The sequence below is a fragment of the Streptomyces purpurascens genome, assembly GCF_045040895.1.
Lineage (GTDB): Bacteria > Actinomycetota > Actinomycetes > Streptomycetales > Streptomycetaceae > Streptomyces > Streptomyces purpurascens.
The window spans coordinates 6,500,442-6,515,325 of sequence record NZ_CP108341.1 but is presented as its reverse complement, the minus strand read 5'-3'; the positions used below and the strand labels follow the sequence as shown (position 1 = coordinate 6,515,325).

At 71.2% G+C, this 14,884-nt stretch carries 17 protein-coding genes; 5 read left to right on the top strand and 12 right to left on the bottom strand.

From position 1 onward, the window contains the following. Positions 1 to 123 precede the first annotated feature (123 nt). The 3 genes from OHU35_RS29885 to OHU35_RS29875 are packed head-to-tail and all read right to left on the bottom strand — an operon-like array spanning position 124 to position 2,180. Complete coding sequence (locus tag OHU35_RS29885; RefSeq protein WP_359896986.1) at positions 124 to 822, bottom strand: SDR family oxidoreductase; 699 nt, start codon at positions 820 to 822, stop codon at positions 124 to 126. 18 nt (positions 823 to 840) lie between these two features. Beyond that, complete coding sequence (locus OHU35_RS29880) at positions 841 to 1,380, bottom strand: TIGR00730 family Rossman fold protein (RefSeq protein ID WP_359896984.1); 540 nt, start codon at positions 1,378 to 1,380, stop codon at positions 841 to 843. Continuing rightward, a complete protein-coding gene (locus OHU35_RS29875; RefSeq protein ID WP_405507486.1) occupies positions 1,377 to 2,180 on the bottom strand; it encodes a class I SAM-dependent methyltransferase in 804 nt (267 codons plus the stop codon). Before OHU35_RS29875 ends, OHU35_RS29880 begins: the two co-directional genes overlap by 4 nt. Positions 2,181 to 2,260: 80 nt before the next feature. Here OHU35_RS29875 and OHU35_RS29870 point away from each other — a divergent pair, with 80 nt between their 5' ends. Together OHU35_RS29870 and OHU35_RS29865 are read left to right on the top strand one after the other, a co-directional pair. Next, positions 2,261 to 2,584, top strand: coding sequence for a DUF427 domain-containing protein (locus OHU35_RS29870; protein ID WP_405507484.1), 324 nt, complete (start codon positions 2,261 to 2,263; stop codon positions 2,582 to 2,584). 61 nt (positions 2,585 to 2,645) lie between these two features. Continuing rightward, a complete protein-coding gene (locus OHU35_RS29865; RefSeq protein ID WP_405507483.1) occupies positions 2,646 to 3,428 on the top strand; it encodes an alpha/beta fold hydrolase in 783 nt (260 codons plus the stop codon). A 168-nt stretch (positions 3,429 to 3,596) separates the two neighbouring features. On the opposite strand, the gene mnmA is transcribed toward OHU35_RS29865, so the two are convergent. Further along, positions 3,597 to 4,727 (bottom strand): tRNA 2-thiouridine(34) synthase MnmA, encoded by a 1,131-nt coding sequence (mnmA, locus tag OHU35_RS29860; protein WP_189727805.1) that lies wholly within the window; start codon positions 4,725 to 4,727, stop codon positions 3,597 to 3,599. 60 nt (positions 4,728 to 4,787) lie between these two features. Here mnmA and OHU35_RS29855 point away from each other — a divergent pair, with 60 nt between their 5' ends. Next, complete coding sequence (locus tag OHU35_RS29855; protein WP_189727802.1) at positions 4,788 to 5,453, top strand: N-acetylmuramoyl-L-alanine amidase; 666 nt, start codon at positions 4,788 to 4,790, stop codon at positions 5,451 to 5,453. A gap of 18 nt (positions 5,454 to 5,471) precedes the next feature. Here OHU35_RS29855 and OHU35_RS29850 read toward each other — a convergent pair whose 3' ends face one another. From OHU35_RS29850 to OHU35_RS29840, 3 genes are all read right to left on the bottom strand, one after another. Beyond that, positions 5,472 to 6,641 (bottom strand): cysteine desulfurase family protein, encoded by a 1,170-nt coding sequence (locus OHU35_RS29850; RefSeq protein WP_189727800.1) that lies wholly within the window; start codon positions 6,639 to 6,641, stop codon positions 5,472 to 5,474. A gap of 140 nt (positions 6,642 to 6,781) precedes the next feature. Then, positions 6,782 to 7,048, bottom strand: a complete 267-nt coding sequence (locus OHU35_RS29845; protein WP_189727798.1) for a DUF4190 domain-containing protein — start codon at positions 7,046 to 7,048, stop codon at positions 6,782 to 6,784. 50 nt (positions 7,049 to 7,098) lie between these two features. Then, a complete protein-coding gene (locus OHU35_RS29840) occupies positions 7,099 to 7,266 on the bottom strand; it encodes a hypothetical protein (RefSeq protein ID WP_184598666.1) in 168 nt (55 codons plus the stop codon). Between the two features lie 115 nt (positions 7,267 to 7,381). Between OHU35_RS29840 and OHU35_RS29835 the strand changes: the two genes are divergently transcribed. Further along, the gene (locus OHU35_RS29835) at positions 7,382 to 8,020 is read left to right on the top strand and encodes a TetR family transcriptional regulator (RefSeq protein WP_405507479.1); all 639 of its coding nucleotides are present in this window, start codon (positions 7,382 to 7,384) and stop codon (positions 8,018 to 8,020) included. Positions 8,021 to 8,697: 677 nt separating this feature from the next. On the opposite strand, the gene OHU35_RS29830 is transcribed toward OHU35_RS29835, so the two are convergent. Continuing rightward, positions 8,698 to 9,555 carry a thioesterase family protein gene (locus OHU35_RS29830; protein WP_405507478.1) on the bottom strand — a complete coding sequence of 286 codons (858 nt, stop codon included), beginning with the start codon at positions 9,553 to 9,555 and terminating at the stop codon, positions 8,698 to 8,700. Positions 9,556 to 9,699: 144 nt separating this feature from the next. Here OHU35_RS29830 and OHU35_RS29825 point away from each other — a divergent pair, with 144 nt between their 5' ends. Beyond that, positions 9,700 to 10,935 carry an alpha/beta hydrolase gene (locus OHU35_RS29825; RefSeq protein WP_405507477.1) on the top strand — a complete coding sequence of 412 codons (1,236 nt, stop codon included), beginning with the start codon at positions 9,700 to 9,702 and terminating at the stop codon, positions 10,933 to 10,935. Here the strand turns inward: OHU35_RS29825 and OHU35_RS29820 are convergent. The 4 genes from OHU35_RS29820 to OHU35_RS29805 form a co-directional block, all read right to left on the bottom strand. Beyond that, positions 10,826 to 11,500, bottom strand: a complete 675-nt coding sequence (locus OHU35_RS29820) for a trimeric intracellular cation channel family protein (RefSeq protein ID WP_189727788.1) — start codon at positions 11,498 to 11,500, stop codon at positions 10,826 to 10,828. The two genes, OHU35_RS29825 and OHU35_RS29820, sit on opposite strands and share 110 nt — an antisense overlap. Before the next feature lie 63 nt (positions 11,501 to 11,563). Then, positions 11,564 to 12,718, bottom strand: coding sequence for an ABC transporter ATP-binding protein (locus OHU35_RS29815; protein WP_405507475.1), 1,155 nt, complete (start codon positions 12,716 to 12,718; stop codon positions 11,564 to 11,566). Beyond that, positions 12,715 to 13,797 carry an ABC transporter ATP-binding protein gene (locus OHU35_RS29810; protein WP_189727784.1) on the bottom strand — a complete coding sequence of 361 codons (1,083 nt, stop codon included), beginning with the start codon at positions 13,795 to 13,797 and terminating at the stop codon, positions 12,715 to 12,717. The genes OHU35_RS29815 and OHU35_RS29810 overlap by 4 nt, the downstream gene beginning before the upstream one ends. Further along, positions 13,794 to 14,804, bottom strand: a complete 1,011-nt coding sequence (locus tag OHU35_RS29805; RefSeq protein WP_189727783.1) for an ABC transporter permease — start codon at positions 14,802 to 14,804, stop codon at positions 13,794 to 13,796. Before OHU35_RS29805 ends, OHU35_RS29810 begins: the two co-directional genes overlap by 4 nt. Positions 14,805 to 14,884 lie beyond the last annotated feature (80 nt).

The following is a 14,884-nucleotide window of genomic DNA, read 5'->3' as shown; positions in this document are numbered from 1 at the left end:
CCGGAGGGGCTGAGTTTTACAGCCCGTCCGGCGTTTGAGGACGAGGCCGTTCAGGCCGAAGCGGGGGTCCGGGGGCGGCAGCCCCCGGGGACGGGACGGGTAGGGGCGGCGGGGGCGAGAGAGTCAGCGACCCGGCCGCACCGTCAGGTCGTTCACCTCCGCGTCCCTGGGCAGATCCAGCGCCATCACCAGCGTGGTCGCCACCGACTCGGGGTCGATCCACTTGGAGGCGTCGTACTCCTTGCCCTCCTGCTGGTGGACCTTGGCCTGCATGGGGCCGGCCGTGCGGCCGGGGTAGACCGAGGTGACGCGGACGCCGCCCGCGTGCTCCTCGTGGCGCAGGGAGTCGGCGAGGGCCTTCAGGCCGTGCTTGGAGGCGGCGTACGCGGACCAGCCGGCGTGGGCGTTGAGGCCGGCGCCGGAGTTGACGAAGACCACGTGGCCCCGGGCGGCGCGCAGCTGAGGCAGGAAGTGGCGGGTCAGCTCGGCGGGGGCGACGAGGTTGACGTTGAGCTGGTGGCGCCAGGTCTTCGGGGTGAGGTCGCCGACCGGGCCGAGGTCGACGACCCCGGCGATGTGCAGCAGCGAGTCCACGCGGTCGGGCAGCGACTGGTGGGAGAAGGCCCAGGAGAGCTTGTCGGGGTCGGCCAGGTCGCCGACGAGGGTCTTCGCCCCCGGGAACTCGGCCGCCAGCTCCTTCGCCCGGCCCGCGTCGCGCGCGTGCAGCACGAGCTCGTCCCCACGCGCGTGCAGACGGCGGGCCACGGCCGCGCCGATGCCGGAGCCCGCTCCGGTGATCACATGAGTAGCCATGCCCGCCATGCTCGCATCAGCGCGAGGTCACTCGATGCCGCGGCTCTCCTCCAGGTACGCCAGGGCCCCCACCGGCTCCTCCGCGAAGAAGACCAGGTCGGTGAGCGGGCGGGGCAGGAAGCCCTCGGCCTCCATGCGGCGGAACTGCTCCTTCAGACCGTCGTAGAAGCCCGCGGTGTTGAGCAGGACGACCGGCTTGTCCGTGTGGCCGTGCTTCTTCAGTTCCAGGATCTCGGTCGCCTCGTCGAGCGTGCCGGTGCCGCCGACCATGACGACCACGGCGTCGGCCTTCTCCAGGAGGAGCCTCTTGCGCTCGGCGAGGTCCTTGGCGACGACCATCTCGTCGACGCCCGGGCGGGCCTTCGCCGAGAGGAACTGCACGGAGACGCCGGTGAGCCGGCCGCCCGCCTCCTGCACCCCGTCGGCGACCACCTTCATGAGGCCGACGTCCGAGCCGCCCCACACCAGGGTGTGACCGCCCTTGCCCAGCAGGGTCGCGAATTCGCGCGCGGGGCGGGTGTAGCGCTCGTCGAGGTCGGCGGCGGAGAGGAAGACACAGATGTTCATGAGCCCACCGTACGGGCACGGTCGGGGGCCGTGGTGACCCGCATTTTGGACTGCCGATGCGGGAGTTCCTCCCAGTCGTCCATGAACCGGGCCTCCAGGCCGTGCTGCGCGGCGAGTTCGGTCAGCGTCCGGGTCCGGTAGTAGAAATCCTCGTGCAGTACCTGGTGCTCCTCGCCCTCGGTGCGGTCGAACGTGAAGTCGAAGAAGCCGCCGGGTGCGAGGATCCGGCCGACGTGGGCGAAGCACTCCTCTATGACGTGCAGCGGCGAGTGCGAGAAGACGCTGTGCGCGTGCACGACGTCGAAGTGCGCGTCGGGCAGGAAGGCGAAGGTGAGGTCGTCGGCGAGCGCCAGGTAGGGCAGTTTGGGCTGGAGGCCCTCGGACACGAGGGTGTCCTGGGCGGCGAGCAGGATGTGCGGCGAGATGTCGATGCCGTAGTAGTGGCCGGCGTCAAGGTGGTCGATGAACAGGCGTCCGGCGCGCAGATTGCCGCAGCCGATCTCCAGCATCCGGTGCTGCGGCTTGAGGCCGTGCCCCACCAGGTAGTCGAACTGCATGCGCCCGATCCGCGTCCACGCCTCGCGCGAGGGGTTGTGCCCCACCGCCGCCTCCGCGCTGCGCGCCGCGTCGGAGGCCATGACGGCGCGGTAGTAGGAGATGTGGTCGCGATAGCGCAGCCGTAGCCAGGCGTCCCGCACCGTGCGCCGGGCGTGCGCGGGCACGCGCCCCGGGTGGCGCAGGGCGTACCTGACCTGGTGGGCCAGGGTGCTGCGGTTTCCGGCCGGTTCTGCTGCTCGCATGGGGGCCTCCTGCGGCGAGGGAAGAACTCCGCTACAGCGTGCGCTGTAGCGAAGGACTCGGCTACCCAAGGAGGGCGATCGTGACCACAGGGCATCGCATCACCATCGAGCGGAGCGGGCGGCACGTGCGCGTGGTGCGCGGCGAACAGGTCCTGGCGGAGAGCGACCGGGCGCTGGTCCTGCGGGAGACGGGCTGTCCCGAGCGGTTCTACATCCCGGCCGAGGACGTACGCCTGGACCTGCTGACACCGTCCGGCTCCCAGACGTACTGCCCGTTCAAGGGCACCGCTTCCTACTGGTCGCTGCCGGACGCGGCGGACCTCGTGTGGGCGTATCCGGATCCCAAGCCGGACGTCGCGGAGATCAAGGACCACCTGTGCTTCTACGAGGTGGAAGTGATGTGATCGGCTGACGCACGGCCCGCCTCACCGATGAACACCCTGCCGTGCGGCAGTCTGCATGAGCATGGACAAGAAGATCCTTTCGCGCGACGGCACCCGCATCGCCTACGAGAGCACCGGACAGGGCCCCGCGGTCGTTCTGGTGAGCGGCGCGATGTCGACGGGCGGCACCCTGGCGCCGCTGGCCGTGTCGCTCTCGGAGCGTTTCCAGGCCGTCGTGTACGACCGCCGGGGCCGCGGTGCCAGCGGGGACACCGCGCCGTACGCCGTGGAGCGGGAGCTCGAGGACCTGGCGGCGGTGATCGAGGCGGTGGGCGGCGAGGCGTTCCTGTACGGCATCTCGTCGGGCGGGGCGCTGGCCCTGGAGGCGGCGGCGAGCGGACTGCCGGTGCGGCGCGTCGCGGTGTACGAGACGCCGTTCGCGATGTCCGAGGAGGGCGCCAAGGAGCGCGCGGAGTACACCGGGCGGCTGACGGAGGCGCTCGCCGAGGGACGGCGCGGGGACGCGGTCGAGCTGTTCCTGCGGCTGGCCGGCCTGGCCGAGGGGATGATCCAGGGCGCCCGCCAGTCCCCCATGTGGGCCGGCATGGAGGCGATCGCCGCGAGCCTCGCCTACGACGACGCCGTCATGCGCGACGGCCGGGTCCCCCGCGACCGGCTGGCCGCGGTCGGCGTCCCGGTCCTGGCGGTCGCGGGCGACGCGAGCCCCGCCTGGCTGCGTGAGGCGGCCCGGGCGATCGCGGACTCGGTCCCCACGGGCGTGTACCGCACGCTCCAGGGCCAGACGCACATGGTCGAGCCGAATGTGCTGGCGCCGGTGCTGACGGAGTTCTTCGGGCGGGGCTGACGGACCCTGGCTGCCTCGACCGCAGCCGGCGACTCCAGCAGCGCACCGGACCTGGCCCGTCTGCGGCGTCAGGGCCACGCCCGCCGTCGCCGGGTCGCCGGGTCGCCGGGTCGAACGTGCTGGCGCCTGTGCTGACGGAACTTCTTCCTACAGGATGATGGCCCGGCCTCAGGCCACGCCCGCCGTCGCCCGGGTCGTCGAGGCGATCGTCGCCGAGCCCACCACGCGCGTGCCGTCGTACAGCACGATCGCCTGGCCGGGGGCGACGCCGCGGACCGGCTCGGTGAAGGTGACCTCCAGGGAGCCGTCGACGAGTTCGGCGGTCACCTCGGTCTCGCCGCCGTGGGCGCGGAGCTGGGCCGTGTAGGTGCCCGGGCCCGCGGGGGCGGCACCGCACCAGCGCGGCTTGATCGCGGTCAGGGCGCTGACGTCCAGCGCGGCGGCCGGGCCGACCGTGACCGTGTTGTCCACCGGGGAGATGTCGAGGACGTAGCGGGGCTTGCCGTCGGGGGCCGGGGTGCCGATGCGCAGGCCCTTGCGCTGGCCGATGGTGAAGCCGTACGCGCCCTCGTGCGTGCCGATGCGGTGGCCGGACTCGTCGACGATGTCGCCCTCGGACCTGCCGAGCCGCTCCGCCAGGAAGCCCTGGGTGTCGCCGTCGGCGATGAAGCAGATGTCGTGCGAGTCGGGCTTCTTGGCCACCGCCAGGTCCCGGCGCTCGGCCTCCGCGCGGATCTCGTCCTTCGTGGTGACCGTGTCGCCGAGGGGGAAGAGGGCGTGGGCGAGCTGCCGGTCGTCCAGCACGCCCAGGACGTACGACTGGTCCTTGGCCATGTCGGAGGCGCGGTGCAGCTCACGGGTGCCGTCGGCGAGCGTGACGACCTTGGCGTAGTGGCCGGTGCACACCGCGTCGAAGCCCAGCGCGAGCGCCTTGTCGAGGAGGGCCGCGAACTTGATCTTCTCGTTGCAGCGCAGGCAGGGGTTGGGGGTGCGGCCGGCCTCGTACTCGGCGACGAAGTCCTCGACCACGTCCTCGCGGAAGCGGTCGGCGAGGTCCCACACGTAGAAGGGGATCCCGATGACGTCAGCGGCGCGGCGGGCGTCGCGCGAGTCCTCGATGGTGCAGCAGCCGCGCGCGCCCGTCCGGAAGGATTGGGGGTTGGCGGAGAGCGCGAGGTGGACACCGGTCACATCGTGGCCCGCCTCGGCCGCGCGGGCGGCGGCGACGGCGGAGTCGACTCCGCCGGACATGGCGGCCAGGACGCGGAGGGGACGGGAGCGCTGCGGGGTTTCAGTCATAGCCCTTCCAGGGTACGGGGGCGCGGGAACCAGGGCTCACGAGTATCCGTTGACGATCACATGGGACAGCGGAAGGCTTCGAAGGACGGCGACCGGAAGGTCGGGCGTCGCGCGCTGCTGATCGGCGGGGCGGCGGCAGCGGCGGGCACGGCCGTGCTGGCCCGGGACGAACTCGCGCGCCTGTGGTGGCGGACTCCCGGCGTCGAGAAGCCGCGCAAGGCGGGCGAGGTCGACTACGCGGGTGCGCGTTGGGTGGCGGCGTCGGAGGCGAACTGGCGCCGGGCGGACCGCCCCGACGACTTCGGTATAGACATGGTGATCGTCCATGTCACGCAGGGCAGCTTCGACAGCGCGGTGAAGGCCTTCCAGGACCCGGGGCACAAGGCGGCCGCGCACTACATCGTCCGCCAGGACGGGCACGTCACGCAGATGATCCGCGAGCTGGACGTGGCGTACCACGCGGGCAACCGCGACTACAACGAACGCAGTGTCGGCATCGAGCACGAGGGCTTCGTGGACCGCCCGCAGGACCTCACGGACGAGATGTACGAAGCCTCGGCCCGCCTCACGGCCCGCATCTGCGCGCGCTACGACATACCCGTCGACCGCGAGCACATCATCGGCCACGTGGAGGTCCCGGGCACGGACCACACGGATCCGGGGCCGCACTGGGACTGGGACAGGTACATGCGCCTGGTGAAGCAGGCACGTACGGCTCCGGCCTGACCGGCCGGCCCCGGCGCGCTACGTCAGCCCCGCCGCCCGCGCCCGTTCCACCGCCGGGCCGATGGCCTTCGCCAGGGCCTTGATGTCGGACTCGGTGGAGGTGTGGCCGAGGGAGAAGCGGAGCGTGCCGCGGGCCAGGTCGGGGTCGGTGCCGGTGGCGAGGAGGACGTGGCTGGGCTGGGCGACGCCGGCGGTGCAGGCGGAGCCCGTGGAGCATTCGATGCCCTGGGCGTCGAGCAGGAGCAGCAGGGAGTCGCCCTCGCAGCCGGGGAAGGTGAAGTGCGCGTTGGCGGGGAGGCGGCCCTCCGGTGCGGGGTCGCCGCCGAGGATGGCGTCCGGCACGGCCGAGCGGACCGCGGTGACCAGGGCGTCGCGCAGGGCGCCGACCTCGCGGGCGAACCACTCGCGCTGCTCGGCGGCCAGCCGGCCGGCGACCGCGAAGGAGGCGATGGCGGGCACGTCGAGGGTGCCGGAGCGCACATGGCGTTCCTGGCCGCCGCCGTGCAGAACCGGTACGGGAGCGTGCTCGCGGCCGAGGATCAGCGCGCCGATGCCGTAGGGGCCGCCGATCTTGTGGCCGGACACCGTCATCGCGGCGAGGCCGGAGGAGGCGAAGTCCACGGGGATCTGCCCGAAGGCCTGGACGGCGTCCGAGTGCAGGGGGACACCGAACTCGGCGGCCACGTCGGCGAGTTCACGGATCGGCAGAATCGTCCCGATCTCGTTGTTCGCCCACATGACGGTGGCGAGGGCCACGTCGTCGGGGTCGCGGGCGATCGCCTCGCGCAGGGCGTCCGGGTGGACGCGGCCGTGGGCGTCGACCGGCAGGTACTCGATGGTGGCGCCCTCGTGTTCGCCGAGCCAGTGGACGGCGTCGAGGACGGCATGGTGCTCGACGGGGCTGGCGAGGACACGGGTGCGGGCCGGGTCGGCGTCGCGGCGTGACCAGTACAGGCCCTTGACGGCGAGGTTGTCGGCCTCCGTGCCGCCCGAGGTGAAGACGACCTCGCTGGGGCGGGCGCCGAGGGCTTCGGCGAGGGTCTCGCGAGCCTCCTCGACGGTACGGCGGGCCTGCCTGCCGGATGCGTGGAGGGATGAGGCGTTGCCGGTGGCACCCAGGTGCGCGGTGAGCGCCTCTGCCGCCTCCGGAAGCATCGGGGTGGTCGCGGCGTGGTCGAGGTAAGCCATGGTGAGCCCGATTCTACGGCTCTGCCTCCACGGGCCTCAGAGCAAGGTTGGCCGAACGTGAACCGCTTTCCCGCGCGGCTGCCGCCCGTCGTCCACGGGCCCGGCCGCGCCATGCCGGCGCACGGTCGTCCGACGGCGGCTCAGAAGCTCCAGGAGATCGTGCTGTCGAACTCCATGAACGCCGCCAGGACCAGCAGGTCGGCGATGCCCAGGCCCAGACCCAGGTAGGCGCGGCCGGGGCGCTCGGTGCCGCGCCACAGGGCGACGCTCGCCAGCACGATGGCGATCGGGCCGAGGAAGAGATTGAGGACGAGCAGGCCGAGCAGGCCGAGGATGAAGGACGCGACGGCCATGCCGTCGGTGTCGCGGATACCGGTGCGGCGCGTGGCCGGAGCGGTGAGCTGCATGATGATCGACTCCCTGTCGGGTCGGCGGGACGGTGGTCGAGGGCCGGCGGTCAGTGGGCCTGCGTGTGGCGCCGGCGGCTGTGGCGCTCGCGGATCGCGAAGATGCCGAGCCAGGCGGCGATGACCACGCCGGCGGCGACGGAGAAGGTGAGCGGCGCGTGGGCCACGGTGCCCAGCACGACCCCCAGCAGCAGGAGTGCGGCGACGATGAACAGCATGGGAAAAGCCCCCAGGGTTTCGGTGAACGGTTGTGGTTACAGTTGTTCACTGACTTCCCAGTCTAGCGTCTCCCATGACTTTCCAATTCCAGAGAACAGTTGTTAACTGCATGGTATGAGTCACACTCTCGGCATCCGGCAGGCCCAGAAACAGAAGACCCGGCAGGCACTCCTGGACGCGGCCCTGGGACTGCTGGAGGAGCAGAGCCTGAGCAGCCTGGGGCTGCGCGAGGTCACCCGCGCCGTCGGTGTCGCCCCGACGGCCTTCTACCGGCACTTCCGCTCCACGGCGGATCTGGGTGTGGCCCTGGTCGAGGAGGCACTGGGGAGCCTGCACCCGATGATCCGGACGACGGTGTCCGCGACCGGCGACCACGAGGAGCGCATCACGCGCGCCATCGAGCTGATCGCCCGTCACGTCGACGGGTGCCCCGCGCATGTCCGGTTCATCGCCCGTGAACGGCACGGCGGAGTGCAGCCGGTACGGGAGGCGATACGGGAGCAACTGGCCCGTTTCGCCCAGGAGGTCAAGGACGAGCTGGCCAAGGACCCGGTGTCCGAGGGCTGGAGCGAGGACGACCTGCTGATGCTCGCGCACCTCTACGTCGACCAGATGCTGATCACGGCGTCGCTCTTCCTGGAGGCGCTGGAGGGACCGGAGAAGGAGCGTGCGCAGCGGACTCGGCACGTCACGCAGGTGGCGACGCGCCAGATGCGGCTGATCGGCCTCGGCCGCCACCACTGGCTGGACTGACACCCAGCGCACAACGCGCCGGGGCGGCACGCCCGTTCGCCGAGCACGCCGCCCCTGTCGCATTCCGGAGGGCCCCGTCGGCCCTCCGCCGCCTCTCCGCCTACTGCTCCTTCTGCGCCTGCGGGGTCTGCTACCCCTGTCCGCCCGAGGCCTGGCCGCCGCCGCCCGGAGCACCGCAGCCGCCGCCCTGGCCACCGCCGGGACCGCCCTGCCCGCCGCCCTGAGCCCCGCCCGGCGCTCCACTGGGCGCGCCCGAAGGCGCCGCGGACGGCGCACCCGACGGCTTGGCGCCCCCGGAAGCACTCCCGGAAGCAGCACCCGACGGCGCACCGGAGGGAGCCCCCGAGGGCGCACCGGAGGGAGCCCCCGACGGAGCCCCGGAAGGAGCCCCCGAAGGCGCCTGGCAGGCCTGCTGCTGCCCGGAGCCGCCGCCACTGTTCGAGGACGACGAGGAGTCACTCGAGCCGCAGGCCACCAGAGCCAGGGGCGACAGGGCCAGCAGGGCCACGGCGGGAAGGAGACGCGCGCGCTTCATGAGCAACCACTCCAGGGAAGACGAGGAAGTCCTGAGGCGGGTACTCAACCAACGCCGCTTAGGGCTGCGTTGAGGCCGCCCTGTGACCTGCCTGTGAGCGGGGCAAAGCACGGCTCAAGACGACAGCGCGGCTCAAGACACGTTAGAGCCTGACCCGGGCGAGCTGCCGGGACTGGGCGACCAGGCGGTCGGCGCTGTCCCAGACCTCGGCGTCCTCCTCCAGGAAGCCGCCGGCGAGGTTGCGCGTGGCGATCGAGACGCGCAGGGGGCCCGGTGCCGGGCGGCAGCGGACATGCACGGTCAGCTCGACGGTGGGGACCCAGCCCTTCAGCCCGAGCTCGAAGGCGGTGGGCGGCAGGGCGTCCACCGCGAGCAGCAGGGAGAGCGGGTCGTGGTCACGGCCGTCCGCGAGCCCGAACCAGGCGCGCATCTCGCCCTTGCCGGACGGCTGCCCGAGGGCCCAGCCCAGCGTCGACGGGTCCAGCTTGAGCATCAGGCGGTCGGCGATGGCCGAGCTGCCGGAGGCGGGGGCCGGCCCGTCCTCGGGGCCGAAGCAGTGCCCCATCGGCGGGATCGCGGGCGGCTCGGCCGTCGTACGGACGTCGTCGGGCAGGGCGTCCAGGTCGCCGTAGGAGGCCAGGACGCGGATGCGTTCGACCTCGCGGCCCTCGTCGTCGTACTGGAAGAGGGAGGCCTGGCCGGTCGACAGGGTGCGGCCGGTGCGGACGACGTCCGTGCGGACGACCGCCGGGCCGGGCTGGGACGCGGTCAGGTAGTGCGCCGAGACGGTGAACGGGTCGGCATGCGGCAGGGCGTCCGCGAGCGCGCGGCCCAGGACGGCCAGCAGGTAGCCGCCGTTGACGGCACTGATGATCGTCCAGCCGGCGGAGAGGTCGATGTCGTAGACGCCGGGCGCGCGGGGGGTGAGCGCTGTGTCGCGGTCGAACTCGCTGTCGCCGATCGTGGCCCGGGCGGCCGGGGCGGTGGCTGCTTCTGGCATGGCTGAACAGTACAAGAACTAACTACTAAGCGGTAGCTTTTCCCGCTCGCCCAGCGCTCCCGCCTTGGTGAGACACGGGCAATTTCTCGGTAAGTGTCCGACTCATGCGGACACCCGCAGGCCGTCCTCGCCCTCTGTCAGGGCATGAGCCTCACCGGGACCTCGTTCCTCTGCACGCTGGTCGTGCTGTCCGTCGTCGCCCTCGCGCTGCCGCTGCTCCTCTGGTCGCGCCTCCGCGGGCCCCGGGCCCTGCGCGCCGCGGCCCGGACACTGATGCTGCTGTTCGCCCAAGGGACGGCGGTGGCCCTGGTCTTCACCCTGGTCAACAACGCCAACAACCTGTACGACACCTGGGGCGACCTGCTCGGCACCGGCGACCATGTGCAGCAGGCGGCCGATCTGGGCGCCGACGGCACCGGGGGCCTCGCCCTGGAGCGGCTGCCCGAGGTGCGCCAGACCTTCCAGCCGGCCACCGGGCCCGGGATGCGCGCGGCCGGCGGGGTACGGGTCACCCAGCTCAAGGGCCGAGTGTCGGGGGTGAACGCCGAGGTCTACGTCTGGCTGCCGCCGCAGTACGACGAACCGGCCTACCGGCATCACCGGTTCCCGGTCGTCGAGCTGCTGCCCGGCTACCCCGGCTCGGCGAAGGCCTGGTTCGGCTCGCTGTACGCGCACGAGCAGCTGCTGCCGCTGATGCGCGACGGGCAGGTCGCCCCGTTCATCCTGGTCGCGCCGCGCACCAGCCTGCTGCCCGGGGTGGACACCGGGTGCGCCAACATCCCGGGCACGGTCAATGCCGACACATGGCTGAGCGTCGACGTGCCGAGGATGGTCATGGACAACTTCCGCGCCGAGTCCGCCCCGCGGGGCTGGGCCGTCGCCGGCTACTCGGCCGGGGCGCACTGCGCGGCCAAGCTCGCCGTCGCCCACCCCGACCGCTACCGGGCCGCCGTCAGCCTGTCCGGCTACAACGACCCGATCGGCGAACGCGACTCGCTCGCCGCGCAGAGCCCCGCCCTGCGCGCCGGGAACAACCCCTGTGTGCTGCTGCGCGAGGCGCCCGCCCCGCCGCGGATCGCGCTCTACCTCTCCGGCCAGCCGCACGACGGCTACGAGGACGCCATGGCGCTGGAACAGGCCGCGAAGGCCCCGACGACCGTGCACGTGGTGTTCGTGCCGAGCAGCGCGGGCGGTCACACCATGGCGCTGTGGCGGCCGCAGGTCGTCCCGGCGTTCCGCTGGCTGACGGAGATGACGGGCCGCCACCCCGTCACGGCAGGAGGGGCTGCTCCTCCTCGCTCACCGTCGACCGCCGGTGCCACGCCCGCGGAGCTCGCCAGTGGTATCGCATCGCGAGCAGGCGCAGCACGAAGCCGGTGATCACCGCGAGCGCGCTGGTCAGCGGCGACAGGACGTCGTAGCGGATGAACAGCACGACCATCGTGGCGCCGACGATCGCCGGGACCGCGTACAGGTCGCGGTCCCAGCGCAGCAGCGAGGGCACCTCGTTGGCGAGCACGTCCCGCAGCACGCCCCCGCCCACCGCGGTGGCCAGGCCCAGACAGGCGGAGGCGGTCAGGCCGAGCCCGTACTCGTACGCCTTCGTCGTCCCCGCGACGCAGAACAGGCCGAGGCCGGCCGCGTCGAAGACGTTCACGGCGACCTGGATGCGTTCCACATGGGGGTGCAGGAAGAAGACCAGGAGGGTGGCGAGCAGCGGGGTGAGGAAGTACCCGAGGTCCGTGAAGGCGGCGGGCGGCACGGCCCCGATGACCAGGTCACGGAAGAGACCGCCGCCCAGCGCGGTGACCTCGGCGAGGACGGCGATGCCGAACACGTCGAAGTTCTTCCGGACGGCCAGCAGGGCGCCGGAGATCGCGAAGACGAAGATGCCGATCAGCTCGAGCGAGTGCTGGACGGACGGGGTGAAGAGTTGCTGGAGCACCCGAACATTTTTACCCATGGCCGAGCCCCCGCCCCCCGACTGCGGGGCGGGGGCTCCGGTGGGCTACTTCTCCACGGACTCCCCGGAGGCGGCCTTCTCCACGGACGAACCGTTGGCCACCTCCTTCGCCGAGGACAGCAGCTGGGTGTCCTGCGGCTGCTGGTCCTCGAAGTTCTCCGGGTGGTGGCAGGCGACGCGCTGCCCGGCCCGCAGCTCCACCAGCGGCGGCTCGGTCGTCTTGCACATCTGAGTCGCCTTCCAGCACCGGGTGTGGAAGCGGCAGCCGCTCGGCGGGGAGATCGGCGAGGGCACGTCACCCTTCAGCAGGATGCGCTCGCTCTTGACGCCCCGGCGCTTCGGATCCGGTATCGGCACGGCCGACAGCAGGGCCTTGGAGTACGGGTGCATCGGCGACTTGTACAGCTGGTCGCGTTCGGCCAGCTCGACGATCTTGCCGAGGTACATCACCGCGATCCGGTCCGAGACGTGCCGGACGACCGACAGGTCGTGCGCGATGATCACGTACGTCAGGCCCAGTTCCTCCTGGAGGTCGTCCAGCAGGTTCACCACCTGCGCCTGGATCGACACGTCCAGCGCCGAGACCGGCTCGTCCGCCACGACCAGCTTGGGGTTGAGCGCGAGCGCGCGGGCGATGCCGATGCGCTGGCGCTGGCCGCCGGAGAACTCGTGCGGATAGCGGTTGTAGTGCTCGGGGTTGAGACCGACCACCGACAGCAGCCGCTGGACCTCCTTCTTCACGCCGCCCTCGGGCTCGACGCCCTGCAGCCTGAAGGGGGCGCCGACGATCGTGCCGATCGTGTGCCGGGGGTTCAGCGAGGAGTACGGGTCCTGGAAGATCATCTGCACGTCACGGCGCATCGGGCGCAGATCGCTCGTGCCGAGGTGCGTGATGTCCTTGCCCTCGAACTCGACCGTGCCGCCGGTCGGTTCGAGCAGCCGGGTGATCAGCCGGCCCATGGTGGACTTGCCGCAGCCCGACTCGCCCACGACACCGAGCGTCTCGCCCCTGCGGACCTCGAAGTCGATGCCGTCGACGGCGCGCACCGCGCCGGTCTGCCGCTGGAGCAGACCCTTGCGGATCGGGAAGTGCTTCTGCAGGCCGGTCACCTTCAGCAGGATCTCGCCGTCGGCGGCGGAGTCCTTGGTGAGGGTGGCCCCGCTGGTGTCCGGTTCGCTGACCGGTTTCTCGTCGCTCACAGCTTCGGCGCAATCTCTTCGGTCCAGATACGCTCCCGCTGCTCCTGGGTCATGTGGCAGGCGGCCCAGTGACCGCCGCCGACCTCGGTCAGCTCGGGGCGGACCGTGCGGGTGACGTTGTCCTTCGGGATGTCCGCGTACGGGCAGCGCGGGTTGAAGGCGCAGCCGGACGGGAGGTTGATGAGGGAGGGCGGCGCGCCCTTGATCGGGATGAGCCGGTCCGTCTCCTCCCGGTCCATACGCGGCATCGAGCCGAGCAGACCCCAGGTGTAGGGGTGCCGGGGCTCGGAGAACACGTCCTCGGCGGGACCGCGCTCCACGCACCGGCCGCCGTACATGACCAGCAGGTCGTCGGCCATCTCGGCGACCACGCCCAGGTCGTGGGTGATCATGATGACCGCGGAGCCGAACTCCTTCTGCAGATCATGGATCAGGTCGAGGATCTGCGCCTGCACGGTGACGTCCAGGGCGGTGGTCGGCTCGTCGGCGATGAGCAGCTCGGGGTTGTTCACCAGCGCCATGGCGATCATCGCGCGCTGGCGCATACCGCCGGAGAACTCGTGCGGGTAGCCGTCCACGCGCTTGGCGGGCTCGGGGATGCCGACCCGGTCGAGCATCTCGACCGCCCGCTGCTTGGCGACCTTCTTGCTGACGTCGTGGTGGACCCGGTACGCCTCGACGATCTGCTGCCCCACCGTGTAGTAGGGGTGCATCGCCGACAGCGGGTCCTGGAAGATCATGGCCATCTTCCGGCCGCGCAGCCGCCGTACCTCGTCGGGGTCGGCCGCGATCAGCTCCTGGCCGTCCAGCCACACCTCGCCGGAGACCTTGGCGCGCGCCGAGCGGTGCAGGCCCATCACACCGAGAGAGGTGACGGACTTGCCGGAGCCGGACTCGCCCACGATGCCCAGGGTCTTGCCCTTGCGCACATCGAAGCTGACGCCGTCCACCGACCTGACCAGACCGTCGTCCGTGTCGAAGTGGATGCGCAGATCCCGTACGGACAGGAACACGTCGTCCGCGGTGGACGGGGCGACGGAGTCCGGTTCGCCGAGCGCGGCTTTGTCGAGCTTGCTCACGAGTACCTCACCCGGGGGTCGATGGCGGCGTACACCAGGTCGACGATCAGATTGCAGAAGACGATGAAGAACGCGGCGACCAGGGTCACGCCCATCACGATGGGCAGGTCGTTGTCCTTGATGGCCTGGACCGAGTAGGCACCGATGCCCTGCAGGGAGAACACGGTCTCGGTGAGCACCGCGGTGCCGACGAGGGTGCCGAAGTCCATGCCGAAGATGGTGACGATCGGGGTGAGCGCGGAGCGCAGGCCGTGCTTGGCCACCACCGTGCTCTCCTTCAGACCCTTGGCCCTGGCCGTTCTGATGTAGTCCTCGCTCATCGTCTCCAGCATGCCCGCCCGGGTGAGCCTGGCGTAGAGCGCGGAGAAGAGGAAGGCGAGGCTGACCCAGGGAAGCACCATGTGCCATGCCCATTCGGCCGGGTTCTCGGTGAACGGGACGTAGTCGATGCTCTCCCAGACGGGGATCTCGTAGACGAAGAGCGCGAGCAGGATCTGGCCGGTGAAGAAGATCGGGAGCGAGACGCCGGCGAGCGCGATGAACATCGAGATGCGGTCGATCGGCTTGCCCTTGCGCAGGGCCGAGATCACGCCGGTGGTCACACCGGAGATCAGCCAGATCACCGCCGCACCGACGGCCAGCGAGAAGGAGACCGGGATCCGCTGCTCCAACTGGGGCCACACCTCGATGTGGCTCTTGAAGGAGTACCCGAAGCAGGGTGCGCCGCAGTGCGTCGCGTCGGGACCGAACTTGTAGTCGGCGCCCACCACGAGGCCCTTGATGAACTCCCAGTACTGGACGTAGACCGGCTGGTCCAGCCCGAGGTTCTGCTTGATCGCGGCGACGGACTCGGGGTTCGCGTCCTTGCCGACGTACTGGGTGGCCAACTGGTCGGCCGTCTGGCCCCCGATGCGGGGAACCAGGAAGAAGATGGCGAAAGTGACTGCGCTGACCACCAGCAGCAACAGCACCGCGCCCATGACGCGTCGGAGGATGTACGCAGCCACAGCTGTACGGCCCCGGGTGGCCGCGGCGGGATCGTCCGCCGCGGCCACTCGGTGCCTTCACCTGCCTTTCGAAAGGATCC

What these genes read in the sequence shown, in the direction of transcription:
- OHU35_RS29885 (WP_359896986.1), bottom strand. Translation starts at nt 822, where the DNA reads ATGGCGGGCATGGCTACTCATGTGATCACCGGAGCGGGCTCCGGCATC.
- OHU35_RS29880 (WP_359896984.1), bottom strand. Translation starts at nt 1,380, where the DNA reads ATGAACATCTGTGTCTTCCTCTCCGCCGCCGACCTCGACGAGCGCTAC.
- OHU35_RS29875 (WP_405507486.1), bottom strand. Translation starts at nt 2,180, where the DNA reads ATGCGAGCAGCAGAACCGGCCGGAAACCGCAGCACCCTGGCCCACCAG.
- OHU35_RS29865 (WP_405507483.1), top strand. Translation starts at nt 2,646, where the DNA reads ATGGACAAGAAGATCCTTTCGCGCGACGGCACCCGCATCGCCTACGAG.
- mnmA (WP_189727805.1), bottom strand. Translation starts at nt 4,727, where the DNA reads ATGACTGAAACCCCGCAGCGCTCCCGTCCCCTCCGCGTCCTGGCCGCC.
- OHU35_RS29855 (WP_189727802.1), top strand. Translation starts at nt 4,788, where the DNA reads ATGGGACAGCGGAAGGCTTCGAAGGACGGCGACCGGAAGGTCGGGCGT.
- OHU35_RS29850 (WP_189727800.1), bottom strand. Translation starts at nt 6,641, where the DNA reads ATGGCTTACCTCGACCACGCCGCGACCACCCCGATGCTTCCGGAGGCG.
- OHU35_RS29845 (WP_189727798.1), bottom strand. Translation starts at nt 7,048, where the DNA reads ATGCAGCTCACCGCTCCGGCCACGCGCCGCACCGGTATCCGCGACACC.
- OHU35_RS29840 (WP_184598666.1), bottom strand. Translation starts at nt 7,266, where the DNA reads ATGCTGTTCATCGTCGCCGCACTCCTGCTGCTGGGGGTCGTGCTGGGC.
- OHU35_RS29835 (WP_405507479.1), top strand. Translation starts at nt 7,382, where the DNA reads ATGAGTCACACTCTCGGCATCCGGCAGGCCCAGAAACAGAAGACCCGG.
- OHU35_RS29830 (WP_405507478.1), bottom strand. Translation starts at nt 9,555, where the DNA reads ATGCCAGAAGCAGCCACCGCCCCGGCCGCCCGGGCCACGATCGGCGAC.
- OHU35_RS29825 (WP_405507477.1), top strand. Translation starts at nt 9,700, where the DNA reads ATGAGCCTCACCGGGACCTCGTTCCTCTGCACGCTGGTCGTGCTGTCC.